Raw genomic sequence first — 26,000 nt, forward strand, 5'->3', positions numbered from 1 at the left:
TGTCAGTCTCTTTCGCCGTGGAATTAAACTACCGCCAGGATGTCGGATTCACGCATGATCAGGTAATCTTCACCTTCCAGGCTGATTTCTGTACCGGAGTATTTACCATAAAGAACCGTATCGCCCACTTTTACAGAAACCGGCTCGTCTTTTTACCGGGACCAGCTGCAATCACGGTACCGCGCTGAGGTTTTTCTTTTGCAGTGTCAGGGATGATGATGCCGCCTGCTGTTTTTTTCTTCTGCTGCTGCGGGTTTTACGATCACCCTGTCAGCCAGTGGTTTAATACTTAATTTAGACTTAGCCATGGTTATTGTAGTTTATTAAGATGTTTAAGTTTGATGTTGCTGAGTTCACGAGAATTATGCCAACGCGCCGCTGAGGCAAATTTGGCAGGCGACAAAGATAATGAACTGGCAGCGGACTGTCAACATGTGTCAATTTTACAGAAACGTGACAGATTTCCGCCAAAAGTCGCTGCCAATACTATGCGGGCAGGTAGTAAGCAACAAATTTTCGGCATGTGCGCATAAAAACGTAGATTTGCGGCCATTTTGCATGCATGATTAGTAGAAGAAACATCAGAGTTAAGGTAATGCAGACGCTGTACACCCTCGAAACGATGGAACAGGTAAAGCCTGGTACAGCGACGAGTCTGCTGAATGAGAAGTTGGACCAGACAAGCCGGTATTTACTTACCTGCTGTACATGGTAACACAGGTGGCGCAATATGCCGAAACCGACGCACAGGCGCGCTCGTCCAAGCATCTTCCCTCCCAGGAAGACCTGAACGTGAGCACCAAAATTGCCGGTAATGAGTTCCTGTTCCAGATTATTAACGATGCAGGGTTCAAGGTGAACCTGGACCACTGGAAGTTAAAACACCTGCCGGACGCGGAAATGCTGCGCAAGCTGTATAACACGCTGACCGAAACCGATGTATACAAGAAATACATCACCGAGGAAGGCCGCAGCAAAGCCTCCGAAAGGCAAATCATGGAGTTCATTTACAAGGAAATTCTCAGCAAAAGTGAACTGTTCCTCCAGAGCATGGACGACCACTTCCTGAACTGGGGCGACGATGCCGAGATGATGAACCTCCTGATCGGTAACTACTTCGCCAAACCACAGTTGTTCAACTTCCTGCAGCTGATCAGCAAAGAAAAGATCGAGTACGCCCGCGAACTGCTGCGTACCGTTATCGATAAAAAGGAATATTGCCGGAACTCATCAAACCTAAACTCCAGAACTGGGATTCCGACCGTATTGCCGCGGTGGATATGCTGCTGATGGAAATGGGCGTATGTGAATTCCTCTATTTCCCTACCATCCCAACTAAAGTGAGCATCAACGAGTACATCGACCTGGCGAAAGCATACAGTACACCGCAGAGCGGCCAGTTTGTGAACGGCATCCTGGACAACATCCTGAAAGAGCTGGAACAGGCCGGTCAGATCCAGAAGATCGATCGTACAAAAAAATAGGAAAGCCGGAGGGAAAAACTATTTTTACGTCAAATTCTTTAGCAAGAACATGAAGAAACTGGTCTATATCCTCGCATTGGGCATTTTAACGGCCTCCTGCAACAACGGCAGCCAGGAAAAGGCAGCAGGTGCTGAAAACGGCGCCGCGCTTACTTCCGGCGAAAGTAAAGGTGAATTGCCACAGATCACATTCGAGAATGGCGTGCACGATTTTGGTAAAATAGTGGAAGGTGAAGTAGTAGAATACTCCTTCAAATTCACCAATACCGGCAAAGGCAGCCTGCTGATCCGCAACGCCGCCGCCACCTGTGGTTGTACGATCCCTGAATGGCCTAAAGAACCCATCAAACCAGGAGAATCCGGCTACATGAAAGTGGTGTTTAACAGCAAGGGCAAACCCGAGGGCTTCACGGAAAAGGAAATCACCATCGAGGCTAATACCGATCCTGTTGTGGTGAAAGGTCCAAAGATCCAGTGCACTATCGTAAAAAAGGCATAAATCAATAAAACAATAAACAAATAATAAAATGTACAGCAATTTATTAAACCTGCTGATGGCTCCTCCTGCCGCGGGTCAATCTGGTGGTATGGGCGCCTATGGTAACTTCATCTTCATCGGCGGTATGCTCGTGGTGATGTACTTCTTCATGATCCGTCCCCAGACTAAAAAAGCAAAAGAACAGAAACAGTTTAGCGAAGGTCTGAAAGAAGGCGACAAAATCGTAACCATTGCCGGCATGCACGGTAAAATCAAAAAAATCAACGCAGACGGTACTATCGTGGTAGAAATCGCAGTAGGTACCAGCGTAACCATGGAGCGCTCCGCTATCAGCCGTGAGTACTCTGCGGCTATCCAGAAAGCAGAAGCGAAGTAATTCGTTATACTATATTATTAAAAGCCCGTTCCGGTCAGGAGCGGGCTTTTTTGTTGGCTTTGTTACGGATTATTGTGATATTGAGCACAGAAAATGCAGTTACGGTTATGATGATTATCGGCCTTACTGGAGGAATAGGATCCGGAAAAACAACAGTGGCAAAGATTTTTGAATTGCTGGGGATACCCGTGTACTACTCAGATGACCGTGCTAAAATGTTGATGACGCAGGACGCGCAGCTGGTATCGGAAATTAAGCAACACTTTGGCGAAGCGGCCTACAACGCTGCCGGCGAACTGGAAAGGAAGTACATTGCCAACATCGTATTTAACGACCCCGGCCGCCTGGCGTTGCTCAATTCTCTTGTACACCCGGCCACCATCCGCGACTCCATGCAGTGGGCGTCCCGGCAGTCGAGCCCCTATGTAATGAAAGAAACCGCCCTGATGTTCGAAACCGAAGCATTTCATCATGTAGACAAGGTCATTTATGTATATGCCCAGCAGGCGCTGCGCATCCAGCGGGTGATGAAGCGCGATCATGTAACCCGTAACGAGGTGTTTGCCCGTATGCATAAGCAGATGGACGAAGCCATCAAAGCGAAACTGTCCGATTATGTAATTTATAATAATGAACAGCAGCTGGTCATACCCCAGGTAATTGCCCTTCATGAGGAATTGTTGAAGCTGGTAAATGCTTCGTGATGCTACTGTAAGTCCATGGGGACTGCCCTGCCAGTCCATTACAATACCAATAGCAAAGCCGCGGAACTTCCGCGGCTTTGCTATTGGTATATACTAGAATTAGCTATTGCAGTTTCTCCAGCCCGGCTTTCAGCCTTTTCAGCCCTTCCTGCAGCTTTTCCATAGAAGATGCATACGACATGCGCAGGCAGTCCGGCGCGCCGAAGGCGGCGCCTGTAACCAACGATACGTTGGCTTTGTGCAGCAGGTACATGCAGAGATCGTCCGCATTGTTTACTTCCATGCCGTCGGCGGATTTGCCGAAGAAGGCTTTTACATTCGGGAACATGTAAAAAGCACCGTCCGGCTCGTTTACTGCCAGGCCTTTTATTTCCTTCATGGCATTGTACACGAACGCACGGCGGTTGCGGAACTCTGCTACCATGGCGTTGGCAGTATCCAGCGGTCCGGTGAGCGCGGTAACCGCCGCTTTTTGGGTGATGGAGCAGGTGGCCGAGGTAAACTGGCTCTGGATTTTATCGGCGGCTTTCGCGATGTGCAGCGGCGCGGCCAGGTAACCCAGGCGCCAGCCCGTCATGGCAAAACCTTTACTAAGACCGTTGATGATGATGGTACGCTCTTTCAGATCACCGAAGCTGGCGATGCTGGTGTGGTCGCCCACGTAGTTGATGTATTCGTAAATCTCGTCTGATATAATGTAGATCTGCGGATGTTTGGCGAACACAAGGGCGGGGCTTCCAGCTCTGCTGCTGAGTATACGGAGCCGGTGGGATTACAGGGGGAGGAGAACATGAACATCCGCGTTTTAGGCGTGATGGCGGCCTCCAGCTGTGCCGGCGTAATTTTATATTGCGTTTCTATGCCGCAGGGAACAAATTTCACTTCGCCCTGGCACAGTTTCACGAGTTCGGAGTAAGTAACCCAGTAGGGGTGGGAATGATTACCTCATCACCGGGGTTGATGATGCTGAGCACCGCGTTGGCAATGCTTTGTTTGGCGCCGGTAGACACTACAATTTGCTCCGGGGTGTAGGTAAGATTATTGTCCCGCTGCAGTTTCACGGTTACAGCTTTCTTTACTTCGGGATAACCGGCTACGGGGGTATAGTGTGTAAATCCTTCATCGATGGCCTTTTTCGCTGCCTCGCGGATGTGCTCAGGGGTATCGAAATCGGGTTCGCCGATACTGAGGTCTACAATGTCAATTCCCTGCGCCTTCAGTTCGCGGCTCAGTTTCGCCATTTTGATGGTTTGCGGCTCGGATATCCTCGACAGTCGTTCTGCTAATTGTAACATACAGTTATGATTATAGTGGCTTTGGCCGCGGCAAACCTACATAAAAAAGGGAGCATTATAATGCTCCCTTTAAAATATTAGCATGCAGCAGATTAAGCTCTGTGCTCGTATACATTCAGTGAAATCTTGCGGCTGTCGGTACCAGCGGCGTTTCTCAGGCCGTACAGGTAAAGGGTGATCACGCTGCCGCTGGAGTAGTCTACCGATTTGGATACGATAGTAGCATTCGTGTTCGCGTCTTTTACCTCAAATTTGATCGTACCGCCGGAAGTTTTGGCAAACTCCTGGTTAATGCTGCTCACGAAGTCGCCATGCGTACGGCCTCCGTAGATCTCTACATCGTTCACAAACAGTTTTACGGTACCAGCATCCGGGCTCAGGTGAAACAGGCGGAAGTTTACTTTTTCGCCGGTCACTTCCGAATAGTTTTCCAGGATGTTATACGTCTGGAAACCGCTGTCGGTAGGCTGGTTTTTGTTATACATCACCAGGGTGTGCCATGCGAGGGTATCGTACAGCGCCAGGTCCGGAGTGGAGAGGGTGCTGTCTGAATTGAATTTTTTGAAGCCCAGCTCCTGTGTACCTGGTGTTACCTGGGTAATCGCGTATTTACCGGATTCAAAAGCGGAAGAGTTGATTTTTTTGCCGTTCTGGTAAACGTCAACTGCACTTGGATAAACTGCGCCATTCAGCAACGCAACGATAGCGTAGGGCTGTGCGGGGCCGGAGTCTTTGCTTTTCAGGCAGGATGCGAGTCCTGTGGTTAAAATAGCGGCTGCTGCCACGAGCGTCCAGAGTCGGTTCATTCTTGTTAACATGCTCTCTTTTGGTTTATTAGATTAATTGATCTGTTTTTCATACTTCACTTTATAACGCGAAAGGTCGGGTTTGTATTTTCTTTCCCTTTGCAGTTCCTGCTGGTAAATTACTTCACCCGGGGCTTTCAGGAACGGTTTTCCCACCGTTTCGAAGTCGTAGCGGTCGTCTCCGATAATGCCGTCGCGGTTTACATACAGGGTAGCCGACAGCAAAAACTCCACGTTATGTTCAAAGTCCGCAATGTAAGCCACGTCCGTTAAAAATCCGTACGCCCATCCTGGTTTATTATAAATCCGCAGGCCTGGCGACGGTTTTTCGGTCTTTTCGCCCCCGAGCAGCAGGAATTTTACATAATTATGGTGAAATGCTGCTGTGTCGTAGGCCGGGTAGCTTGTTTCGTCCGGGCCCTGCGACATATACCGGTATAAAAACTGGTAATCGTCTTCCGTTAAACGGAACAGGCGGTCAGAAGTTACATGCTGTGGAAAAATAATGCTTTTCAACAGCAGGTGCAGGTCCGGGAGGGTAATACGGTTGCGCAGGCTGAAGTCGAACGGGGTATTGACCACCTTGCCGTTTTCCACGTGCGCCAGGCCCACAAAGTCGCTGCGTTGAGGGAAGGGGAGCGCGCTATAGCGTTCAGGTTGCACGTACAGGAGCCGCCCGTTGTGGCGAAACTGTACGCCGTTGGTGTGCCGGTTGGCCTCGGCGCTCAGCCCCGCCATATCCAGCCGGTGCCTTATCTGGGCCGTGGTATAGCCTTTCTGCCAGAGTCCCTCGTTCAGCGGCTGCTGTCCCACAAACTCGTACAGGCGGTTGGCGGCGTCATTATCGCTGACGAGGAATATCTTCTTAATATAATGGGCCACGGAAGGCTGCCCGTCTGCCGCGGTACTATCGGCGGTAACGGCGGTATTTACCCCGGGGAGGTTGTCCGTATACATAGGTGTGTATTTGGTAAGGCCCGGTATGTTCAGATCATTCAGTTTTTCCAGCGCCGCCAGGGCTATCGGCATTTTGACAGTGGAGGCGGGGTAAAAGTACCGGGTGGTGTCCACATCGTACAAAAAGTCCGTAAAGTGAGGCTGGTTGCGCTCATCACGGTCGATCCGGGTATAAATTACCTGTAGCCGGAATTCGTCGGCGCTGTCTAATACCGCCTTCAGACGCGGGTCGTTGCGTAATAATTTGGCAAAAGATGCGTTGTCACCGGTATTTTTTCGCATATTTTTCGTAGTATGGCAGGCTGCCGCGAGTAAAAGTATTATTGCAAAGCAAGCATGACGGTATGGCATAGAAAAAATTGTTACGGTCAAAAGGCGTTCAAAATCAGGCAAATGGTGAATTTGCAGGACTTTTGATCGGCTCTTTAATATATCAATTTAAATTCTATCTTTGCAACTCTAAAAAAAAATTTATAAACCCGAAACAACATGCAACTAAAAGGACTGGTTAAAGTTTTTGCTGTCGCACTGATCCTTATCTCTTTGTATCAATTGTCCTTCACGTTTGTGGTACGGAATTATGAGAAGAAGATAAACCAGCAGGCCGAAAATGACGTGGCCAAAAACAATCTTTCTGCGGATAAAAAGTATCCTAACGACAAAGTGATGCAGTCGTTATACGCAGATACGCTGGACGCTCTCGTAAAAGCAAGGAGACAATATCTGATCGACAGCACCAGTGGTGAAGAAATTGCGGGTTTTCCCTGGTTTGTCACCTATACCAAAGCGAAAGAAAGAGAGCTGAACCTGGGTCTTGACCTGCAGGGCGGTATGAACGTGGTACTGGACGTAAGTGTGGAAGATGTGATTCGTTCCCTGTCTGGTTATTCTAAAGATCCTGCGTTCAACCAGGCTTTATTAAAAGCCCGTGAATTGAAGAAAACGAGCCAGTCCGACTACGTAACGCTGTTCGGCGAAGCGTATGCCCAGGTTGCACCTAACGGCCGCCTGTCTTCTATTTTCGCCAATGCCAGCCAGAAAGAACTGACCTTCAATTCTTCCAACGAAGAGGTGCTCCGTGTGATCCGCAGCCGTGCGAACGATGCGATCAAAAACACCTATCTCGTACTCCAGAAGAGGATCGATAAATTTGGTGTAGCACAACCGAACATCAGCCTGGACGAAAATAAAGGTATTATCTCCGTAGAACTGGCGGGTGTTGACGACGCAGACCGCGTACGTAAATACCTGCAGGCCAGCGCTAACCTGGAATTCCGCGAGGTATATAAAAACAGCAACGAGTTTGCCAACCAGACGCTGGTACCGGTAAATGACGCTGTTAAAAACTACCTGAGCTATGCTAAGAAAGGTGGTGCTGCTGCCGCTGCTGATACTGCGGCAACAGTTGCTCCCGCCGCACAGGATACTACGCCCGCTGTAGCCGCTGCGCAGCCTGATACCAGTGCAACCGGCAGCCTCGAATCAATGCTGTCTAAAGACAGCGGCGCGATCGCTAAAAAGCTGGATTCTGCTAAAAACATGGATAAACCCCCGGAGCCTTCGTTGTTCAGCGTAATGGTGCCACTGGTAAATCCTGAAAATGGTCAGGCAAGACCTGGTCCATACTTCGGTGTAGCCCATACTAAAGATACCGCTACCATCCGCAGCTACTTCAGCCTGCCTGCCGTTAAAAACGTACTGCCGAAAGATTTCGTGATAGCGTTCGGTGTGCTGGACGAAGAAAACCTCGGTAAGAACATTGTACCTGTCTATGGTCTGAAAGTAAACCCGCTGAGCCCTAAAGCGAAAGTGAACGGTGAAATGATCGTAGACGCGCAGCAGAACTTCGACCAGGATAACATGCCTGAGGTATCCATGAGAATGGACGACATCGGTGCACGTGAATGGCGCAGGCTCACCGCTTCGCTGGTTCCTTCCAACCCCGGTGATGTTACTACACATAACTATGTAGCCGTTGTACTCGACGGTATCGTATATTCCGCTCCTTACATCAAATCCGAAATTGCAGGTGGTTCGTCTTCCATCAGCGGTGGTTTCACTGTTGACGAGGCAAAAGACTGGCGAACATCCTGAAATCCGGTAAGATGCCTGCTCCTGCGAAAATCGTACAGGAACAGATCGTAGGCCCCACCCTGGGTGCTGAATCTATCGCTGCAGGTGCAAAATCTTTCGCGATCTCTTTCGCGGTGATTTTCGTACTGATGCTGGTATACTATAACACAGGCGGCTGGGTGGCTAACATTGCCCTGATCCTGAACCTGCTGTTCACCGTAGGTATCCTCGCTTCGCTGGGCGCTACGCTCACCATGCCTGGTATCGCCGGTCTGGTACTCACCATCGGTATGGCTGTGGATACGAACGTAATCATATTTGAAAGGATCAAGGATGAACTGAGCCACGGCCGTTCCTACCAGGACGCTGTGAAGCATGGTTACCAGCGCTCCCTGGCGCCGGTACTCGATGGTCACATCACTTCATTGCTGACTGCCATCATCCTGTTCTACTTCGGCCTGGGCCCGGTACTCGGCTTCGCCACTACACAGATCATTGGTCTGTTGCTGTCGCTGTTCTGCGGTATCCTGGTGTCCCGCATGATTACCGACTTCTGGACAAACAAAAAACGTCACTTCGAATACTTTACACCGCTCTCCCGCAAGATCTTTAAACACGCCAACTACGATTTCGTAGGCAAACGTAAAATTGCTTACGTGATCTCCGGTGTGGTACTGGTACTGGGTGTAGCGTCCTTCTTTAATGGTTTCGATCACGGTATCGATTTCGCGGGTGGCCGTAGCTATACGGTTCGTTTCGACAAAGAGGTAAATCGTGAAGAAGTCAGAGCTGAACTGGCAAAAGTATTTGAAGCAGAGCCTTTCGTGAAAACGATCGGTGGTTCTACGCACCAGCTGAACATCACTACTTCTTACAGGATTGAAGACCAGTCACTGACCGTAGACCGCGAAGTGTCTGAGAAACTGTTCGAAGGCCTGAAGCCGAATTATCCGGCTGGTACTACTTACGAGTCGTTCCTGAACAAATATGTGGTAGGTTCACAGACCGTTTCGCCGACCATCTCCGACGACCTTCGTCAGGGTGCGATCAAAGCGACGATCTTCTCTATCGTAGTGATCTTCCTTTACATCCTGCTGCGTTTCAGCAAATGGCAGTATTCCCTGGGTACCATCGTTGCGCTGCTGCACGACGTATTCGTAACCCTGGCGGTATTCTCCTTCCTGCGTAACGTTGTACCTTTCCCGCTCGAAATTGACCAGCACTTTATTGCGGCCATCCTGACGGTGATCGGTTTCTCGATGAACGATACTGTAATCGTGTTCGACCGTATCCGCGAGTACTTCCGCGAGGGTAAAGGGCTGGACAGAAATACGACCGTAAACAGGGCGATCAACGTAACGCTGAGCCGTACCATCATGACCTCCTTCACGGTGTTCCTGACCATCCTGATCCTGTTTGTGTTCGGTGGTGAAGCAACCCGCGGTTTCGCATTCGCAATGCTGATCGGTGTGATCACCGGTACTTACTCTTCTATCTTCGTAGCCGCGCCAATCCTGGTGGACTTCGATAAAAACAACCAGCTGTCTAACGAAAGCCGGGTAGTAGAAGTAAAAGAAAAAGCGCCTAAACTGTAAGCCAAGCGCATAAGTAATAAAGAAGGGCCGGCATCATGCCGGCCCTTTCTTGTTTTGATAAGTTGATAATAGTTGGTGGAGATGAACGGAGCGTCGCAACGGCAGCTGTATAGCAATACTATTGCTGGCTACTCTCAAAAGGATTGGAAAAAGTAAAGCCCCTGCCGGATTCATTGTCCTGGTAACCCACTTCCATGCCCATGAGGTGCAATGCGTGCGCCTTTTTATGATGACGGGAATGCCGTGTACGGTAAACCGCGCGTCGTCTTCCAGCGGCTGATCGAAGCCCAGCATATAACTCATGCCGCCCCCGGCGCAGCCACCGCCGCCCTTTACGCCTATACGCAGGTGCTGCGTGGTGTCGAAACCTTCCTGTTCCATCAGTGTTTGCAGTGCCGTTACCGCTGCCTCGGTGAGCAGTACCGGTGTGTGCTTTTGTGTGTCCATGTGCCCCGGTTAAATTTTTTCAAAATTACAAAATACCCAACTAATGCCGGGAACTGTTACATTTATACCTTATTACAACTGTTCTATGCGCCATATTACCGCTGCCTGTATAGCGATGCTGTTTTTCCACTATGCCGGCGCCCAGGAATTCGGGGGCAATCCGCTATCGCACAAGTGGCGGCAGATCAACAACGATACTGTACGCGTTATTTTCCCGGAAGGGATGGACAGTATTGGCCAGCGTGTGGCTAATACCGTGATGTACATTAACCGCCACAACCGCCTGTCTATCGGCAACCGCCGCGAAAAGATGAGCATTGTGCTGCAGGACCAGACCTTGCTGGCCAACGGTTATGTGCAGCTGGCGCCCTTCCGCTCGGAGTTTTACCTGGCGCCGCCTCCTAATTCCAATGATATGGGGGCCATGAGCTGGGTAGATCAGCTGGCCATCCACGAATACCGGCACGTGTTGCAGAATACGAACTTTAATGTTGGCCTCTCGCGCGTGGTGGGGTATTTGGGCGGACAACTCGGCAGAACGGCGGCCAATAACATCGCGGTGCCGAACTGGTACTGGGAGGGCGATGCCGTGTTGAGCGAAACGGCATTGAGTGAACAGGGCAGGGGACGTTTGCCGGCGTTTTTCGACGGTTTTAGGGCGCTATCGCTGGCAAAGAAGGATTATTCCTATATGAAGATCAGAAACGGCTCTTATAAGGATTATACGCCCAGCCATTATCCTTTGGGATATATCCTCACCAGTTACGGGCGCTATGAACATGGCGCTACCTTCTGGAAAGATGTAACCGACGATGCGGTAAGGTTTCGTGGAGTGATTTACCCGATGAGCCATAGTCTGAAACGGCGGACGGGTAAGAACATCACGCAGTTTTACGACGCCGGCATCGACTGGTACCGGAAAAAGTGGGCGGAAGGCGGTGACTGGGACGATACGACGATGATTAGTCCGCAGACCAAAACAGTGACGGATTATAAGTATGTGTATACCACGGATGCCGGCGACCTGCTGGTGTTAAAGAGTTCCTATAAACGCATTCCCGCTTTCTGGTTGATAAAGCCCGATGGCACAGAGCAACGCCTGTTCGCGCCGGGCTTTGGGTTCGATGATTATTTCGGCTATCGTAACGGTCGTATGGTATGGACGGAAACCCGCTACCATCCCCGCTGGACCTGGAAAGATTACTCGGTGGTCATGGTCCATGAAGATGGTGTTACCCGTCAGCTTACCTTAAAGACCCGGTACTTTTCGCCGGACATTTCGCCCGATGGTAAATTGATCTGCGCCGTATCATCGGGCGCCGATCTGCATTACAGCCTCGACGTACTGGACGCCGCCACCGGGGAGGTGATCCGGCACTTACCCAACCCGGACAACGGCTACTTTACTTACCCTAAATTTTCGGCGGACGGACAATATATCATTGCCGGTAAACGTGGCAAGGATGGTAAAATAGCGCTGGTGCAACTGCCCGTAAACGGTGGCGATCCCGAAGTGTTGTTGCCCGCAGCGCTGCGCGTACTGGGTATTCCGGCCATACAGGGCGATACTGTCTTTATTACAGCGAACTACGGAAACGTAGATAACGTTTTTGCCTATACGGACAAGCAACTGTTCCGCGTCACCAACGCCCGCAACGGCGTGCAGCACATGACGGTGCGCAATGGCCACCTCGTGTTCAGCGAGTTTACGGCCGACGGCTATAAACTGTTTCAAACGCCGGTGGACCTGAAACCCGGTCTGCCACAGCGAAGCAGCTGGCTGCAACCCGACTTTAAAGAAGGCGGCAGCATCATTGATAAAATTCCCGATACCGAGCATACTGTAACCGGTATTCGCAGCTGCACCGTTTAATCAACGTGCACAGCTGGGTACCGTTGTTCAGCGATCCCGATTTCAGTATTACGGCTTACAGCGATAACATCTTAAATACGGTGACCGCTTCGGCTACCTACAATTACAACCGTAACGAGGGTAGTTCCGAGATCAGTGCCGATATCCTGTCCGGCGCGCTGTTCCCGTACCTGAGCACCGGCGCCGCCTATACTTTTAACCGCAGCTTGTATGTGAACGACTCTGTCCAGGTGTACTGGCGGGAGGCCGACTGGCATGCGGGCGTTTCATTACCGTTGTCGTTGTCGCGCGGCCTGTACGGCAGGGCGTTAACGATCGGCGGTACTTACACGTACAAACAGCGTATGCGGGAAGCCCGCAGCAAGTACATGTTCCGCGATACGGAATTGCAGTACATTACTTCTTATCTGAGTTTTGTGAACCAGCGCATCAAGGCGCGGCAGCAGATCAACTCCCCGTTTGCGCAGTCAGTGTACCTGCAATACCGCCGTTCGATCAACGCGGTACCGGCCTGGCAGCTGCTCGCACGCGCAGACCTGTACCTGCCGGGTTTGTTCCGGACACACAGCCTGGTGTTGCAGGGGGCATATCAACAAAAAGACAGCAGCCTGCGTTACTCGTTCAGCGATAACTTCGCATACGCACGTGGCTATAACGAACCTTTTTACAAGGATATTTATAAACTGGGAGCCAACTATCATTTCCCGATCGCTTACCCCGACTGGGGCTTTGCGCATATCCTGTATTTCATGCGCCTCCGCGGCAATGTGTTTTATGATTACAGTATGGCGCGGGTATTGTTCAGCATGGAGCGCAGAAGATATGCATCAGCGGGTGGAGAATTGTACTTCGATACAAAGGTAGGGAACAGTATTCCGTTCACGTTCGGGGTAAGATACAGCCATTTGCTGGATGTAGATCCGCAGGACCCGGGGCGGCAGCATTACTTCCAGTTGATTTTGCCGTTGCAGCAGTTGTTTGCTTATTAAGAAGAAGGCCCGCTACCAGCGGGCCTTCTTCTTAATATATTATCTCACAAAAACTTAATCGCCGGTACCATATACAGCTTATCATCGGCATACTTCACAATGATATTGTTGAAGTATAACACGTCCCCCTGCTGCAACGTCTCTTTCAGATGTTTACTCCACAATGCGGGCAGCCTGTCCGTTTTAAACACATCGCCGGTGAAATCGCTGAAGATCATGGGCTTACCCGTGGTGTCGTTCAGGGTTATTTCGCGGCTTTCGTGGGTGAATTCGAATGATACGACCTTGTGTTTCATTTTTTTGTGGTCCCATACGACCAGCGGGGAGTCCACTATTTTGAGGATGTCCGGGCGCGGCAGTGTGTCGGCCAGCATGTTGTTCCGGTGGTCTTGAAACGCAGGGTGGTTTTGGTAGTAGGGGAGGAGTGGCCGGTTTTTGCGCGGCTGCATTGAATGCGCCGGCCATACAGGCTATAAAAAAGAGTTTTCGCATCATGACAGGTAAAAAAGAAACGTCCGGTTTATAAACGACCGGACGCTCCCTAAAATTATAACAGTTTTAAACTTTCCTCTATCGCTTTGATTTTGTCTTCTGCATCTGCCTTCTTCTTCTGTTCTATCGCTACAATTTCCGGCTTTGCATTGGCCACGAAACGTTCGTTGCCCAGTTTCTTTTCCACCGATATCAAAAAGCCTTTATTGTATTCCAGGTCTTTCAGCAGCTGCTCTTTTTGCGCGGTGGTATCCGGGGCAACTTCTGTTTTGATGTAACATTTGTCTTTCTGAATAACCAGGGCAATAGCGCCGGTAACCGATTCTTTGGTATACGTGATGGCGCTGGCGTTCACTTGTTTGGCCAGGATCTGCTCAATACGACGGAACGCAGGCTCGTTGCTGGTTTCGAAATGCAGCTCCACCGGGTCTTTCGGTTTGATCTGGTTTTTCACGCGGGAGTCGCGGATGCTGGAGATCACTTCTTTCAACAGTTCGCCATCTGCGAGGATCGCTTCGTTTACTGCGCCTGGTGCGGCAAATTGCCTGATGACGGTCGTCGCCTTCGGCGCGTTCTTTCAACAGGTGGTAAATTTCTTCGGTGATGAAAGGCATAAAAGGATGCAGCAGTTGCAGCAGTCTTTCGTAGAAGCCGATCGTTTGGTTATACACTTCGCGGTCGATCGGTTGTTCGAAGCCAGGTTTCACCCACTCGAGGTACCAGCTGAAGAAATCGTCCCAGATGAGGCTGTACAAGGTTTTCAGCGCTTCGCTCAGGCGGAAGTCTTTCATCAGTAATTCTATCTCGGCCTGTACTTTGTTTAACCTGCTTTCGAACCAGGTAACTGCAAAGTGGGGCGTAGCAGCGGCATTGTCGGATACGGTCCACATCTTCGTCAGCTTCAGGGCGTTCCACATTTTATTGTTGAACATCTTGCCCTGTTCGCAGCTGCTGTCGTCGAACAGCAGGTCGTTACCGGCGGGAGAGGAGATCATGATGCCGAAACGTACGGCATCTGCGCCAAAGCGCTCGATCAGTTCCAGCAGGTCGGGCGAGTTGCCGAGTGATTTACTCATCTTACGGCCCTGCTTATCGCGCACCATACCGGTGAAATATACGTCGTTGAAAGGTTTTACATGCTTGTATTCCAGGCCGGCCATGATCATACGCGCTACCCAGAAGAAGATGATATCCTGACCCGTTACCAGTACGTTGGTGGGGTAATAGTAATTGATTTCCGGGTTATCCGGTTTGGTGATGCCTTCGAATACTTCGATAGGCCACAGCCAGCTGGAGAACCGGTATCCGAGCAGTCTGCATCCCTGGCGGAGCGGGCCGTTGGGCGTACCGTACTTCTCGGAGTACAGGCGGATGGCGTCTTCCATAGATTCAGCCACCACGAAATTGCCGCTCTCGTCGTAGTACGCCGGTATCTGCTGTCCCCACCAGAGCTGGCGGCTGATGCACCAGTCCTTTACGTTCTCCATCCAGTATTTGTAAGTTGCCAGGAAGCGGTCACCGGGGTGAATACGTACATCGCCGCTGGTCACTGCCTCCAGTGCCGGTTTGGCGAGTTCCGCCATCTTCACGAACCACTGGGTAGAAATGCGGGGTTCAACCACGGTCGTGGGATTACGTTGGGAGTAACCAAGACGGGTCGTATATTCTTCTTCTTTAATGAGCAGGCCCTGTTCCGCCAGCGTGGCTACTACCTTTTTGCGGGCAACGAAGCGGTCTTCGCCTACGAATACGATGGCCGCTGCGCTCAGGGTGCCGTCGTCGTTCAGGGTGTCTACTACTTCGAGGTTGTGTTTCAGGCCGAGGTTGTAGTCATTGATGTCGTGTGCGGGCGTCACTTTCAGGGCGCCGGTACCGAATGCGGGATCTACATATTCATCAAAAATGATGGGCACTTTACGGTCGATCATCGGCACCAGGGCAAAATGACCTTTCAGGTGCGCGTAACGCTCGTCGGTCGGGTTCACACAAATCGCGGTATCGCCCATGATGGTTTCGGGGCGTTGGGTGGCGATGGTGATGAATTCCCCGGTTTTTTCACCGGCAGCGTTTACGATCGGGTACTTAACATGGTACAGTTTACCAGTGAGGTCTTTATATTCCACTTCCTCATCACTCAACGCCGTTTTGGCCTTGCTGTCCCAGTTAATCATGCGGGCGCCGCGGTACAGCAGGCCCTTATTATACATGTCCACGAACACCTTGATCACCGCTTTGTAGTAGTGGTCGTCCATGGTGAAGCTGACGCGGTCCCAGTCGCAGGAACAGCCCAGCTTTTTGATCTGGTGGTAAATGATACCGCCATATTTATCTTTCCACTCGTACGCGTGTTTAAGGAATGCTTCGCGGGTAAGCTCGGATTTGTCGATGCCTTTCTCCTTTTTCAGCATATCTACCACCTTGGCTTCGGTGGCGATGGAAGCATGGTCGGAACCGGGGACCCAGCAGGCGTTGAACCCGCTCATACGGGCTTTACGGATCAGGATGTCCTGAACGGTTTCGTTCAGGGTGTGGCCCATGTGCAGTACGCCCGTAACGTTCGGTGGCGGTATTACAATGGTGAAAGGGGGACGGCCGTCCGGTTTTGAGTTAAAGTAACCCTTGTCCATCCAGTGTGCGTACCATCTTTCCTCCGTACCCCCGGGGGTATAGTTCTTCGATAATTCCATATATACTGTTAAAAAAACGTTGAATCGCAAAAATAACCAGAAAGGAGTGAATTACAATATAGGGGCGCCGGCATTAGTAACTCTTTTCAGCCGCAGTTGTGTTTTCTAACTTGTACCCTTTCCCCGCTGCTCACCGGCTTTTTCCGCCAGGGAAAGGGCAGGCAAAGGGCAGTTAAAGGGCAGGCAAAGGGCTTGGGTCTATACTGGCTTGTGTTTGAGTGGCCTCATTCTTTGGAGATGCCTGGTTTTACTATGGTTTCGGGGAGGTGCATTTTTTCATAAATACCCTTTTTATGGCCAGGATGGATATAGGATCCTAAGACGATTGTAACTAACTGTAACTAAAATGTAGCTAATTACTACTGGAACAGGGAGGTTTTAGTTACTATTCAGTAACAATCCTTAGGATCCTCTTATGGTCATATGATCAGAGACCCATCGCTGCAATAATGGCACAGACCCTGTCAGTCATCTCCGTGGTAACGTCCAGGTGTGTCACCATGCGTACCTGGGTAGGCGAAATGGCAGAGGCGAGCACGCCATGTTGGCGCAGGTGCTCTGTAAATGTCAGGGGCGTCCAACCGTCCTGCACATCAAAGATGATAATATTGGTATCTACGGGGAGCATGTGTCCGGTGAAATCCCGCTTCAGGAGGGCTCGGGCAATGCGTTTGGCGTTGGCGTGGTCGTCTGCCAGGCGGTCTACGTTGTTTTCGAGTGCGTAAATGCCGCAGGCGGCCATATATCCGGCCTGACGCAACCCGCCACCGAACTTTTTACGTATTCTCCTGGCTTGCTGGATATAAGCGGCGGAGCCCATCAGCACGGAGCCCATGGGACAGCCCAGCCCTTTGTTGAGGCATACGGAAATGCTGTCGAACAGGCGGCCGTAGGCTTTGGGAGTTTGGCCGGTAGCCACCAGTGCGTTGTATAGCCGGGCACCGTCCGGTGAAGCGCCAGTTCATGATGGTCGCATACTGCACGGATCTGCTCCAGCTGCTCCCATTCGTAGCAGCAGCCTCCGCCGCGGTTGCTGGTGTTTTCCAGGCTTACGATGGAGGTGCGGGCCTTGTGTACGTCATCCGGATTAATAGCGGCGACAATATCGGCGGCGGCGAGCATACCGCGGTCACTTTCAATGGGTTTGGTCTGTACGCCGGAATTAAAGGCAATGCCACCACCCTCGTAAATATATACATGGGAATGCTGGCCGCAAATCAGTTCGTCGCCCGGTTGCGTATGTACCTTAATAGCAATCTGGTTGCTCATGGTGCCGGAAGGGCAGTAAAGGGCCGCCTCCATGCCAAATTGTTCTGCCATCGTGGCCTCCAGCTGGTTTACCGAGGGGTCTTCGCCCCAAACATCGTCGCCGGTCTGCGCTTGCAACATAGCCTCTAACATACCCGCCGATGGCCGGGTGAAAGTATCGCTTCTTAAGTCGGTGATCATTGAAAAATTTACAATAAGAGTTATAATAAATTAGAGAACTTGTTAATTTAAATACGGTTCTTTTTCAGTTGTTAAAATTTAATTAAAGCACTGAAAATACTTAATAAAAGGCTATAATTTTACGTTTTGAATGAGTATTTTGTTATTAGCTGCTTAATGAGATCAGATAGAAGAGAAGTTATTTGGAAACGTACAGGATTAGCACGATCTTTGCGGGCTTTTAACAGCAAATTGTAAGGTATAACATTTAAATTAGGTCAACAAAATTTTCTTTTGAGTGTTATATATTTTTCTAAACCAATACTATAAAATATGAGGCAACTTAAAATTGCCACCCAGATCACCAATCGTGATTCGCAGGCGGTAGAGAAGTACCTGCAGGAAATCTCGAAGATCCCTTTGTTAACTCCGGAGGAAGAGACTGTGTTGGCTCAAAGAATTAAAATGGGCGATCAAAAGGCTCTTGAAAGATTAACCACAGGCAACTTACGTTTCGTTGTATCCGTTGCTAAACAATATCAGCACCGGGGGCTCAGCCTGAGCGACCTGATCAACGAGGGGAACCTCGGCTTGATTAAAGCGGCCCAACGTTTCGATGAAACCAAAGGTTTTAAATTCATCTCTTATGCAGTATGGTGGATTCGCCAGTCCATTCTGCAGGCGTTGGCCGAACAGGGTCGTCTTGTTCGTCTGCCGCAAAACAAAATTGGCACTTATAATAAGGCAAACAAGGCTTATATGGCTTTCGAGCAGGAAAACGAGCGCGAACCTTCTACCGAGGAACTCGCAGAAATCCTGGAAATGTCAGAGTCGGAAATTAACAACATCTTCCAAAGCAATACCCGCCACATGTCGCTGGACGCTCCGGTACATGAAGCTGAAGACGTGGCAATGGGCGACCTCCGGAAGGCGGCGATATCACCGACGACGATGTGATGCGCGATTCTCTTCGTGAAGAGATCCGCAGGGTGCTGAAATCACTCAGCCCCCGCGAAGCCGAGATTGTGAACGCGTATTTTGGTCTGGATGGAGAAAACGGCGCTACTATCGAACAGATAGGGCAGAAATATGATCTGACAAAAGAAAGGATTCGTCAAATTAAGGAAAGAGCGATCAAACGCCTCCAAAAAGCACGCTATAGCGGTGCACTGAAGTCCTATCTGGGTTAAACAGGTGATATCTAAAATATTTTAATGGTTTAAGCGCCGGCCTGTTTTTACATGGCCGGCGTTTTTTAATGGCCAATATTCCCATTTCTTGCCAAGACCCGTTATTTTTGCAAACTGTGTTATGCGAATCCTTAGCTTCCTTTTCCTATCCATCTTTTTTTTCACTGCCTGCGAACGCACGGTGGAAATAGACCTGTTGGACCGGGAGAGCAAGCTGGTGGTGGAAGGCACCATCGAAAACGGGCAGTATCCCCGGGTTATTCTCAGCAGAAGCCTCGACTACTACTCCAAAATAACGCCGGCCATACTGGAAAGCTCTTATATTCATGGGGCTAAAGTCACGGTATCCAATGGTACCCGTACCCATCAGCTGAAGGAATATTCCACGCGCGTCAGCGATTCGCTGCGGATTTACTACTACGCTGCCGACCCGGCGAGTTCCGCAACTGTGTTCCGCGGTGCGCTCAACGGCACGTACACACTGCGCATCGAAGCGGATGGTAAGGTGTTTAATGCCACCACCACCATTCCCGCCAACGACCTGAAGCTGGACGATATGTGGTGGGAACCCACGCCAGGCACCGATACCAATAAGGTGCGCGTAATGGTGCGGGCGACAGATCCGCCGGAGCGTGGTAACTACGTGCGGTACTTCACGGCGCGTAACCGCCAGGGATATTTGCCGGGTTTAAATTCGGTAACCGACGACCAGGTGGTGAACGGCACCAGCTTTAACATTCCGGTGGATGCGGGGTTCGACAGGAGCCAGAAACTGGACCTGGACGACTACGGGTTTTTCCGCCGCGGCGATACGGTATCGCTGAAGTTCTGTAACATTGACCGGGGCACGTATGATTTCTGGCGCACGCTGGATTTTGCGTTCAGCGCGGCGGGTAATCCGTTTACGTCGCCGGTAAAGGTGTTGGGCAATGTGGAAGGGGCGCTCGGTTACTGGGGCGGTTATGGCGTACAGTACAAAACCATTATAATACCAAAATAAACCAACCAATCATTACTAAATTATTCAAACGACAGCATGGAAACAAACACGCAAAGTGAGCATGTACATCTCCTGATCATAGGTTCCGGTCCTGCCGGTTACACCGCGGCGATCTACGCTGCGCGCGCAAACCTCAAACCGGTTCTCTACCAGGGCATTCAGCCAGGGGGCCAGCTTACCATTACAACAGAAGTAGAAAACTATCCCGGTTATCCCGAAGGTATCCGGGGACCGGAAATGATGGTCGATTTCGAAAAACAGGCGACCCGTATGGGCGCTGATATCCGTTTCGGCATGGCTACGAAAGTAGACACGTCTAAACGTCCGTTTACCGTTATTGTCGATGAAGAAAAAACAATTACCGCCGATGCGCTGATCATCGCGACCGGTGCTTCCGCCAAATGGCTGAACCTGCCGAGCGAGCAACGCCTGAATGGTAGCGGTGTATCTGCCTGCGCGGTGTGCGACGGCTTTTTCTTCCGCGGTAAAGAGGTAGCGATCGTAGGCGCCGGCGATACGGCAGCTGAAGAAGCGCTGTACCTCTCCAAACTGTGCTCCAACGTACACATGATCGTGCGTAAACACGAAATGCGCGCGTCTAAGGTAATGCAGGACAGGGTCCTGAAAACCACCAATATCATGGTGTACTGGAACAGCGAAACAGACGAAGTACTCGGTGAAAACAAGGTAGAAGCGGTTCGTATCGTCAACAACCAGACGAACGTGAAAACCGAGATCCCGGTAAGCGCGTTTTTCGTGGCGATCGGTCACCAGCCTAACTCAGGCATTTTTGCCGGTCAGCTGGACATGGACGAACAGGGTTACATCAAAACCACCCCTGGTACTTCCAAAACCAATGTAGAAGGCGTATTTGCCTGTGGCGACGTACAGGATAAAATCTATCGCCAGGCGGTAACGGCTGCGGGTAGTGGCTGTATGGCCGCACTGGACGCAGAACGTTTCCTTTCCGCACAGGAACATTCATAAATTTTTACAGCGGGGAGAAGGCTTTGGTCTTTTCCCCCTCCCTTTGAAAAACTGCCTGCACTATGCTTACGGTTGCACTGGAACAACTTCGTTTTTTCGCCTTCCACGGCCTGTATCCCGAAGAAGCCGTGCTGGGCAACGACTTTTTCCTCGACATTTACGTTAGTTTTCCCGAACCCGCGGAAGTAGAAGCCCTCGCCGAAACCGTGAATTACGCGGCCCTTTACGATATTGCCCGTGAAGCGATGGTAGTGCCGCAACCCTTGCTGGAACAGGTAGTATACGATATTTCCGCACTCATTCACCAGCGTTTCCCCAACATTACCTACACCAAAGTAGCGCTAAAGAAGATGAACCCGCCCATGTCCGGCGAAATCCGGAATTCATTGGTGATACTGGAGAAGAATTATTGATACACTTCGTATATTTATTACCGTTAAAGTACCCGTCCTATGTTCAAAAAGATATTTGGTTTACTGATTCCCGTTTTTGCTGCCCTTACCCTGCAGGCGCAAACAGTAGAGGAATTGCAGGCAGAAGCGCAAACGCTTGAGAAGCAGATGAATGAAGTGGCTGCGCTGCAGAAGTACAAAGATATTCTCAAGATCCAACCCACCAATGTAGATGCGCTGGTGCAGGCCAGTACCTTGTCTGTCCGCGAAGGATACCGGCAAAAGGACAAGGCGGCGAAGCAAACTTTTTACACAGCAGCTAAAACTTACATAGACCAGGCACTGGCCGCGGCGCCCGAAAGTCCCGAGGTAAACTTTACCATGGCCGTAGTGCTGGGCCGTATGGGCATGATCGCTCCCGCCAAGGAAAAGGTGGCTGCTGCCAAAGAGGTGAAGAAGTACATTGACCTGGCGCTGAAGTTTAAGCCCGAATATGGCGAAGCATTTCACCTGCTGGGCAAGTGGAACTACGAACTGGCGAACATGAGCAGCCTGGAACGCACAGCCGCCAAGGTACTGTTCGGCGGAGCGCCTCCGGGCACTATGCAGGACGCCATTGCGAACTACGAGAAATGCCGCAAAATAAAGCCGGGTTACATTATCAATTACTATGATCTTGCGGTGGCGTACCACCAGGACAATAAAGATACGGAGGCGATGGAAGTGCTGAGGAAACTGAACGGCATACGGCCGGTTACGTACGATGACACGTTGACGAAGGCGGAAGGCAAGAAGATGTTAGAGGGGATGCAGTAGGAATGATGCGGTGATGGCTTCGCTGACGCCCGCCTTAACGGACGGCATTTTCCATGTCGAATAGCGGTTTGCCGCTGAAGGGAGTGACACAACTGCGGCTGAAAAGAGATACTATAGCTGGCGCCCTTTCCATTTTCCACTCTTCAGGTACCAGAAGGCTAATACCAGTACGGTAAGCCAATAAATAAACTCAGAGCCCCATGCCCAGTGCAGGGGCTTTTGCCATTTTTCGATGACCACTTCACAGTAAATGAGGTAAAACACTACCGCCACGAACTCGATGAGCAGATTCACGCGGGTATTGCCGGTGCCGGTAACCCCCGAGAATACTACCGAGGCCACGGCGGTGGTAAGAATACTGAGGGTGAGCATGCGCACAGACGGCACGGCCTCCTGTATCAGTACCGCATCCGCAGTGTAGATGGCCAGCATGCCCTGGGGAAACAGGTTGATAAGCAGGCACACACCACTTACGCACAATACACTGAAGGCCACGATCTTCCGGATAATACCGAATACTTCGTCCTGCCGGCCCTGGCCGATAAGGTTGCTTACCATCGTGTTGGCGGTAGCACCAAAGGCCCAGATAAATACGGATAACACCCAAAAATGCTGCGCATCATGTTGGAAATGGCCAGTGGCCTTTGTCCCAGGTGTTCGATAAAGATGAAAAATACCAGCCAGCTGCCCACTCCGAAAAGGTACTGCACGATCAGTGGCGCCGATACTGACAGGATGCTGCGGATGATTTTCCAGTCGGGCTTCAGGTATTGAAACAGCCTGAATTTGTGGGTGTATTTACCGATAAACAGGATGAGGAACGCACACAGCGCCCCCGTACACTCTGCAATGATCGATGCGTAGGCCGCGCCGTTCAGTCCCATGGCCGGAAAGCCCAGCTTGCCAAAGATGAGGGCATAATCCATCCCGATATTGGTACATTCCATGAACAGCGAAGTGATGGCCAGTACACGGGTATTAGTTGTGCCGATATAAAAAGAGTTGGCGAGGCCCATCATCATCAGGAAAGGCAGTCCCCAGATACGGATGCTGATAAAGGACAATGCCGCTTCCGGATGTGCGCATCGTGCAGGGCGCTGGCGAAAATAGCGGGTGCGAGTACGCTCGTCAGTGCGATAGCAAAAGCGGAGAACAGCATGCCCAGCCAGATGCCGTTGGAAAACAGCCGGCCGATGCCGCTATGGTTCATTTCGCCAGCCCTCCGGCAATCAGCACCTGCATGCCGTTGTTGAGTCCGTGCGATATCATGTACATGACCAGGTAATAGATGCCCGCAATGGCGTTGGCGGCCAGTTCGAACTGTCCTAACCGTCCGAGGAACGCGATGTTGGTCATGTGATTGATCTGCGGAATGATCAATGCCAGCCATATGGGCGCCGCTATCTTAAATACCTGCCTGTTCGATGTATCTACTCGCATAAAATTGGATGGCGCAAAGATACTTAAACCTTTAACAGCCCCTCATTTCGGGCAATTTTCAACAATTTTGCCTATTATTGTGCCTAACAAATGACAGATATGCCCGTGGCTTACACGATACAACCCACTTTTGCGATTGATGACACCAGCCTGCTGGAAACAGACCTTACGACCTGTCACCTCCCGGTGCTGGTGGGCAAGGGTACCTTCAGCTACGCCGTGTACAACACCGCAATGCGGAAGTTCCCGGCTTTGAAGTCATACAGCTTTCAGCCTGGCGCCGGTGCGGTGGCCGAACTGGAAATGATTGAACAGGTGTTTGATGCAGACAAGCTGCTCTTCACCGCTTTTAAGGAAATACTGCTTGCGTTTGATACGTCGGACAATACACTGGTGCCGGAAGTATTCTACGGCGCCCAGATTAAAAAAGATTTCTTACACGTAGCCCACCAGGAAAAGCTGCAGGAAGCCGTACTTACGGACTCCCTGCCCGAACTGGCCATGGTAAATGTGTATGCCACAGATAAAGACGTTCTTGGCTTTTTACGCAAAGAATTTTCTACCGATAAAGTAGTGCATGCGCACACTGCGCTGCTAAAGGCATACAACCAGGACCCGGATATCCAGAGCCCGGACGGTACGGTCTTTATAGAAGTACAGCAATATAAATTCACGCTCACGCTGTATTTGGCCGGTAACGTGTTATTGCAGCAGCAGTTCGCCTATAAAAGCGGGCTGGATGTAGTGTATTATACCGTGAACGCCCTTCGTCAGCTGCAGCTCAGCGAGCAGGAGGTACGGGTGAAGCTCGGCGGCGCGCTGGAAGAACACTCACAGGTGTTCCGGGAGTTGTACAAATTTATTCCGAAACTTACCTGGGTACAGCGGCCAGACAGCTTTTCATACTTAACAAAGATGCTGGAGGTGGCTCCGCATCATTTCCATAACCTGTATGCACTTGCATTATGCGTATAATTGGCGGCGATTTGGGGGAAGAAGGATTAATCCGCCTGCTAACATGCCACATACACGGCCTACCACCGACATTGCGAAAGGAGGCCTTTTCAATATTATCGAGAACAACACGGATATCGCTACGCTCAAAACGCTCGACATATTCGGCGGAACGGGCGCGATCAGTTACGAGCTGGCTTCCCGTGGAGCAACGGACCAGACCATCGTGGAGAAAGATCCGAACATGGCGAATTTTATCCAGAAAACGGCGGCATCGCTGGACATTCACCACCTGAAGCTGGTGCGGATGGACGTGTTTAAGTTTCCGGAGCATTGTACCGATAAATTCGACTTCATTTTTGCGGGTCCGCCTTACGCGCTGGACACCATCGACGAATTACCTAAGATCGTATTTGAGCGGCAGTTGTTGAACCCGGAGGGATGGTTTGTGCTGGAACATACACCGCGCAATAACTATAAAGACTTTTCCTATTACCGTACCGAAAGAAATTATGGTACGACGATCTTCTCGGTATTCATTAACCGGGAGGAGCTCAGAAAACCTTGATAACATGCAACGCATCTGCTTATTTCCCGGCACTTTTGACCCGGTTACCTTTGGCCATACCGACGTTATCGACCGGGCCATTGACCTGTTCGATGAATTAATTATCGGCATTGGCGTTAACTCCGGCAAGCAGCCGATGTATTCGGTGGAGCAGCGGAAGGCCTGGATCGAGGAGGTGTACAAGGACCAGCCCAAGGTCAAAGTGGCTTCGTACGAGGGATTGACCGTGAACTTCTGCAAGCAGATCAATGCGCAGTTTATACTGCGTGGCATCCGTTATGTGAGCGACTTCGAGTACGAGAAGGCCATAGCGGACATGAACCGTATGATGGACGAATCGATCGAAACCATTTTCCTGACCTGTTCGCCGCGTTACAGCACCGTGGCTTCCACGCTGGTGCGCGATGTGATCAGGAACGGCGGCGACGCGAGCAAGTTTGTGCCCGCGCCGGTAATAGCCACTATCCGCAAAGCTTAATTCCACCTGTATATGAAACCAATCTGGCATTCTTTGAACGTTTCGCTGGACCAGTTGAATGAAAACGGCCGGCACACGATGGGCGCCCACCTGGGTATGGAGTTCACCGAAATTGGCCCGGACTATTTGCGGGCTATGATGCCGGTGGACCACCGTACGGTGCAACCCTATGGATTGCTGCACGGTGGTGCGTCTGCCGCACTGGCCGAGACTGTGGGTAGTGTTGCTGCTGCATTGGTACTGAACCCGGAGAAGCAGCTGGCAGTGGGGTTGGAGATCAATGCCAACCACATCCGCGGTGTGCGGGAGGGGTATGTACATGCGATCGCGAAACCTTTACATCTGGGTGGCAGTACACATGTGTGGGAGATTAAGATCACGGATGATCACCATAAGCTGGTTTGTGTGAGCAGGTTAACGGTGGCGGTGTTGCAGAAAAAGAACCTTTCTGCGGACGAGGCGTAATAACA

32 protein-coding genes and 2 pseudogenes are annotated in these 26,000 nt (G+C 50.8%); 19 read left to right on the forward strand and 15 right to left on the reverse strand.

Going from position 1 to position 26,000, the window contains the following annotated elements; genetic code table 11:
- Positions 1 to 23 precede the first annotated feature (23 nt).
- Positions 24 to 220, reverse strand: a pseudogene (locus MKQ70_RS01975) (co-chaperone GroES).
- A gap of 488 nt (positions 221 to 708) precedes the next feature.
- On the opposite strand from MKQ70_RS01975, the gene MKQ70_RS01980 reads away from it, so the two are divergent.
- The 5 genes from MKQ70_RS01980 (at position 709) to coaE (ending at position 3,063) form a co-directional block, all read left to right on the forward strand.
- Positions 709 to 1,290: a hypothetical protein gene (locus tag MKQ70_RS01980; protein WP_248067098.1), complete on the forward strand. Its 582-nt coding sequence runs from the start codon at positions 709 to 711 to the stop codon at positions 1,288 to 1,290.
- Entirely contained in the window at positions 1,281 to 1,484 is a 204-nt protein-coding gene (locus MKQ70_RS01985) for a transcription antitermination protein NusB (RefSeq protein WP_248067113.1), read from the forward strand. Before MKQ70_RS01980 ends, MKQ70_RS01985 begins: the two co-directional genes overlap by 10 nt.
- A gap of 49 nt (positions 1,485 to 1,533) precedes the next feature.
- Positions 1,534 to 1,983: a DUF1573 domain-containing protein gene (locus tag MKQ70_RS01990; RefSeq protein WP_248067116.1), complete on the forward strand. Its 450-nt coding sequence runs from the start codon at positions 1,534 to 1,536 to the stop codon at positions 1,981 to 1,983.
- A gap of 28 nt (positions 1,984 to 2,011) precedes the next feature.
- A complete protein-coding gene (yajC, locus tag MKQ70_RS01995) occupies positions 2,012 to 2,359 on the forward strand; it encodes a preprotein translocase subunit YajC (RefSeq protein WP_248067132.1) in 348 nt (115 codons plus the stop codon).
- A gap of 110 nt (positions 2,360 to 2,469) precedes the next feature.
- The gene (gene coaE / locus MKQ70_RS02000) at positions 2,470 to 3,063 is read left to right on the forward strand and encodes a dephospho-CoA kinase (RefSeq protein ID WP_282457047.1); all 594 of its coding nucleotides are present in this window, start codon (positions 2,470 to 2,472) and stop codon (positions 3,061 to 3,063) included.
- 103 nt (positions 3,064 to 3,166) lie between these two features.
- On the opposite strand, the gene MKQ70_RS02005 is transcribed toward coaE, so the two are convergent.
- From MKQ70_RS02005 to MKQ70_RS02025, 4 genes and pseudogenes are all read right to left on the reverse strand, one after another.
- A complete protein-coding gene (locus tag MKQ70_RS02005; RefSeq protein ID WP_248067154.1) occupies positions 3,167 to 3,787 on the reverse strand; it encodes an aminotransferase class I/II-fold pyridoxal phosphate-dependent enzyme in 621 nt (206 codons plus the stop codon).
- Positions 3,685 to 4,358: pseudogene (locus MKQ70_RS41935) on the reverse strand (aminotransferase class I/II-fold pyridoxal phosphate-dependent enzyme). Before MKQ70_RS41935 ends, MKQ70_RS02005 begins: the two are co-directional and overlap by 103 nt.
- Before the next feature lie 92 nt (positions 4,359 to 4,450).
- The gene (locus MKQ70_RS02020; RefSeq protein WP_248067185.1) at positions 4,451 to 5,176 is read right to left on the reverse strand and encodes a DUF4397 domain-containing protein; all 726 of its coding nucleotides are present in this window, start codon (positions 5,174 to 5,176) and stop codon (positions 4,451 to 4,453) included.
- A 21-nt stretch (positions 5,177 to 5,197) separates the two neighbouring features.
- The gene (locus tag MKQ70_RS02025; protein WP_248067186.1) at positions 5,198 to 6,403 is read right to left on the reverse strand and encodes a serine hydrolase; all 1,206 of its coding nucleotides are present in this window, start codon (positions 6,401 to 6,403) and stop codon (positions 5,198 to 5,200) included.
- Between the two features lie 207 nt (positions 6,404 to 6,610).
- Between MKQ70_RS02025 and MKQ70_RS02030 the strand changes: the two genes are divergently transcribed.
- Together MKQ70_RS02030 and secF are read left to right on the forward strand one after the other, a co-directional pair.
- Positions 6,611 to 8,215: a SecDF P1 head subdomain-containing protein gene (locus MKQ70_RS02030; protein WP_248067188.1), complete on the forward strand. Its 1,605-nt coding sequence runs from the start codon at positions 6,611 to 6,613 to the stop codon at positions 8,213 to 8,215.
- Positions 8,216 to 8,226: 11 nt separating this feature from the next.
- The gene (gene secF / locus MKQ70_RS02035) at positions 8,227 to 9,789 is read left to right on the forward strand and encodes a protein translocase subunit SecF (RefSeq protein WP_248067191.1); all 1,563 of its coding nucleotides are present in this window, start codon (positions 8,227 to 8,229) and stop codon (positions 9,787 to 9,789) included.
- 33 nt (positions 9,790 to 9,822) lie between these two features.
- On the opposite strand, the gene MKQ70_RS02040 is transcribed toward secF, so the two are convergent.
- The gene (locus MKQ70_RS02040) at positions 9,823 to 10,236 is read right to left on the reverse strand and encodes an iron-sulfur cluster assembly accessory protein (RefSeq protein ID WP_248067193.1); all 414 of its coding nucleotides are present in this window, start codon (positions 10,234 to 10,236) and stop codon (positions 9,823 to 9,825) included.
- An 85-nt stretch (positions 10,237 to 10,321) separates the two neighbouring features.
- Here MKQ70_RS02040 and MKQ70_RS02045 point away from each other — a divergent pair, with 85 nt between their 5' ends.
- Together MKQ70_RS02045 and MKQ70_RS02050 are read left to right on the forward strand one after the other, a co-directional pair.
- On the forward strand, positions 10,322 to 12,109 hold the full coding sequence (locus MKQ70_RS02045) for a TolB family protein (RefSeq protein ID WP_248067196.1): 1,788 nt from the start codon (positions 10,322 to 10,324) through the stop codon (positions 12,107 to 12,109).
- Positions 12,110 to 12,114: 5 nt separating this feature from the next.
- Positions 12,115 to 13,098: a hypothetical protein gene (locus tag MKQ70_RS02050; RefSeq protein ID WP_248067197.1), complete on the forward strand. Its 984-nt coding sequence runs from the start codon at positions 12,115 to 12,117 to the stop codon at positions 13,096 to 13,098.
- A gap of 44 nt (positions 13,099 to 13,142) precedes the next feature.
- Here the strand turns inward: MKQ70_RS02050 and MKQ70_RS02055 are convergent, their stop codons facing one another.
- The 5 genes from MKQ70_RS02055 to MKQ70_RS37415 all read right to left on the reverse strand — a co-directional run bounded on the left by MKQ70_RS02055 (position 13,143) and on the right by MKQ70_RS37415 (position 17,726).
- Entirely contained in the window at positions 13,143 to 13,472 is a 330-nt protein-coding gene (locus MKQ70_RS02055) for a hypothetical protein (protein ID WP_248067200.1), read from the reverse strand.
- Between the two features lie 173 nt (positions 13,473 to 13,645).
- Complete coding sequence (locus MKQ70_RS02060) at positions 13,646 to 14,014, reverse strand: hypothetical protein (protein ID WP_248067203.1); 369 nt, start codon at positions 14,012 to 14,014, stop codon at positions 13,646 to 13,648.
- Positions 13,965 to 16,277: a valine--tRNA ligase gene (locus tag MKQ70_RS02065; protein WP_248067220.1), complete on the reverse strand. Its 2,313-nt coding sequence runs from the start codon at positions 16,275 to 16,277 to the stop codon at positions 13,965 to 13,967. Before MKQ70_RS02065 ends, MKQ70_RS02060 begins: the two co-directional genes overlap by 50 nt.
- A 427-nt stretch (positions 16,278 to 16,704) precedes the next feature.
- Complete coding sequence (locus MKQ70_RS37410) at positions 16,705 to 17,196, reverse strand: threonine aldolase family protein (RefSeq protein ID WP_308198908.1); 492 nt, start codon at positions 17,194 to 17,196, stop codon at positions 16,705 to 16,707.
- Entirely contained in the window at positions 17,097 to 17,726 is a 630-nt protein-coding gene (locus MKQ70_RS37415; RefSeq protein ID WP_282456176.1) for a threonine aldolase family protein, read from the reverse strand. The genes MKQ70_RS37410 and MKQ70_RS37415 overlap by 100 nt, the downstream gene beginning before the upstream one ends.
- Before the next feature lie 312 nt (positions 17,727 to 18,038).
- Between MKQ70_RS37415 and MKQ70_RS02075 the strand changes: the two genes are divergently transcribed.
- The 6 genes from MKQ70_RS02075 to MKQ70_RS02100 all read left to right on the forward strand — a co-directional run bounded on the left by MKQ70_RS02075 (position 18,039) and on the right by MKQ70_RS02100 (position 22,090).
- Positions 18,039 to 18,662 carry a sigma-70 family RNA polymerase sigma factor gene (locus MKQ70_RS02075; protein ID WP_248067224.1) on the forward strand — a complete coding sequence of 208 codons (624 nt, stop codon included), beginning with the start codon at positions 18,039 to 18,041 and terminating at the stop codon, positions 18,660 to 18,662.
- Positions 18,662 to 18,895, forward strand: a complete 234-nt coding sequence (locus MKQ70_RS41940; RefSeq protein WP_248067227.1) for a sigma factor-like helix-turn-helix DNA-binding protein — start codon at positions 18,662 to 18,664, stop codon at positions 18,893 to 18,895. The genes MKQ70_RS02075 and MKQ70_RS41940 overlap by 1 nt, the downstream gene beginning before the upstream one ends.
- Positions 18,896 to 19,016: 121 nt before the next feature.
- Positions 19,017 to 19,895 (forward strand): DUF4249 domain-containing protein, encoded by an 879-nt coding sequence (locus tag MKQ70_RS02085; RefSeq protein ID WP_248067229.1) that lies wholly within the window; start codon positions 19,017 to 19,019, stop codon positions 19,893 to 19,895.
- A 36-nt stretch (positions 19,896 to 19,931) separates the two neighbouring features.
- Entirely contained in the window at positions 19,932 to 20,882 is a 951-nt protein-coding gene (trxB, locus tag MKQ70_RS02090) for a thioredoxin-disulfide reductase (protein ID WP_248067232.1), read from the forward strand.
- Between the two features lie 62 nt (positions 20,883 to 20,944).
- Positions 20,945 to 21,295, forward strand: a complete 351-nt coding sequence (locus MKQ70_RS02095; protein ID WP_248067234.1) for a dihydroneopterin aldolase — start codon at positions 20,945 to 20,947, stop codon at positions 21,293 to 21,295.
- Positions 21,296 to 21,334: 39 nt separating this feature from the next.
- Positions 21,335 to 22,090: a hypothetical protein gene (locus tag MKQ70_RS02100; RefSeq protein ID WP_248067237.1), complete on the forward strand. Its 756-nt coding sequence runs from the start codon at positions 21,335 to 21,337 to the stop codon at positions 22,088 to 22,090.
- 111 nt (positions 22,091 to 22,201) lie between these two features.
- Here the strand turns inward: MKQ70_RS02100 and MKQ70_RS02105 are convergent, their stop codons facing one another.
- From MKQ70_RS02105 to MKQ70_RS02120, 4 genes are read right to left on the reverse strand one after another with little or no spacing between them, the layout of a single operon-like run.
- Entirely contained in the window at positions 22,202 to 22,648 is a 447-nt protein-coding gene (locus MKQ70_RS02105) for an MATE family efflux transporter (RefSeq protein WP_248067240.1), read from the reverse strand.
- Positions 22,642 to 23,112, reverse strand: a complete 471-nt coding sequence (locus tag MKQ70_RS02110) for an MATE family efflux transporter (protein ID WP_248067242.1) — start codon at positions 23,110 to 23,112, stop codon at positions 22,642 to 22,644. Before MKQ70_RS02110 ends, MKQ70_RS02105 begins: the two co-directional genes overlap by 7 nt.
- Positions 23,112 to 23,300, reverse strand: coding sequence for a hypothetical protein (locus tag MKQ70_RS02115; protein ID WP_248067246.1), 189 nt, complete (start codon positions 23,298 to 23,300; stop codon positions 23,112 to 23,114). Before MKQ70_RS02115 ends, MKQ70_RS02110 begins: the two co-directional genes overlap by 1 nt.
- A complete protein-coding gene (locus tag MKQ70_RS02120; RefSeq protein ID WP_248067249.1) occupies positions 23,297 to 23,530 on the reverse strand; it encodes a hypothetical protein in 234 nt (77 codons plus the stop codon). Before MKQ70_RS02120 ends, MKQ70_RS02115 begins: the two co-directional genes overlap by 4 nt.
- A gap of 99 nt (positions 23,531 to 23,629) precedes the next feature.
- On the opposite strand from MKQ70_RS02120, the gene MKQ70_RS02125 reads away from it, so the two are divergent.
- From MKQ70_RS02125 to MKQ70_RS02140, 4 genes are read left to right on the forward strand one after another with little or no spacing between them, the layout of a single operon-like run.
- Positions 23,630 to 24,505 (forward strand): DUF3822 family protein, encoded by an 876-nt coding sequence (locus MKQ70_RS02125; RefSeq protein ID WP_248067252.1) that lies wholly within the window; start codon positions 23,630 to 23,632, stop codon positions 24,503 to 24,505.
- A gap of 43 nt (positions 24,506 to 24,548) precedes the next feature.
- Complete coding sequence (locus tag MKQ70_RS02130; RefSeq protein WP_248067256.1) at positions 24,549 to 25,052, forward strand: RsmD family RNA methyltransferase; 504 nt, start codon at positions 24,549 to 24,551, stop codon at positions 25,050 to 25,052.
- A 4-nt stretch (positions 25,053 to 25,056) separates the two neighbouring features.
- The gene (gene coaD, locus MKQ70_RS02135) at positions 25,057 to 25,530 is read left to right on the forward strand and encodes a pantetheine-phosphate adenylyltransferase (protein ID WP_248067259.1); all 474 of its coding nucleotides are present in this window, start codon (positions 25,057 to 25,059) and stop codon (positions 25,528 to 25,530) included.
- A gap of 12 nt (positions 25,531 to 25,542) precedes the next feature.
- Positions 25,543 to 25,995, forward strand: a complete 453-nt coding sequence (locus MKQ70_RS02140) for a hotdog fold thioesterase (protein WP_248067262.1) — start codon at positions 25,543 to 25,545, stop codon at positions 25,993 to 25,995.
- Positions 25,996 to 26,000 lie beyond the last annotated feature (5 nt).

Origin of the sequence: Chitinophaga sedimenti (assembly GCF_023156195.1) — a bacterium.
Lineage (GTDB): Bacteria > Bacteroidota > Bacteroidia > Chitinophagales > Chitinophagaceae > Chitinophaga > Chitinophaga sedimenti.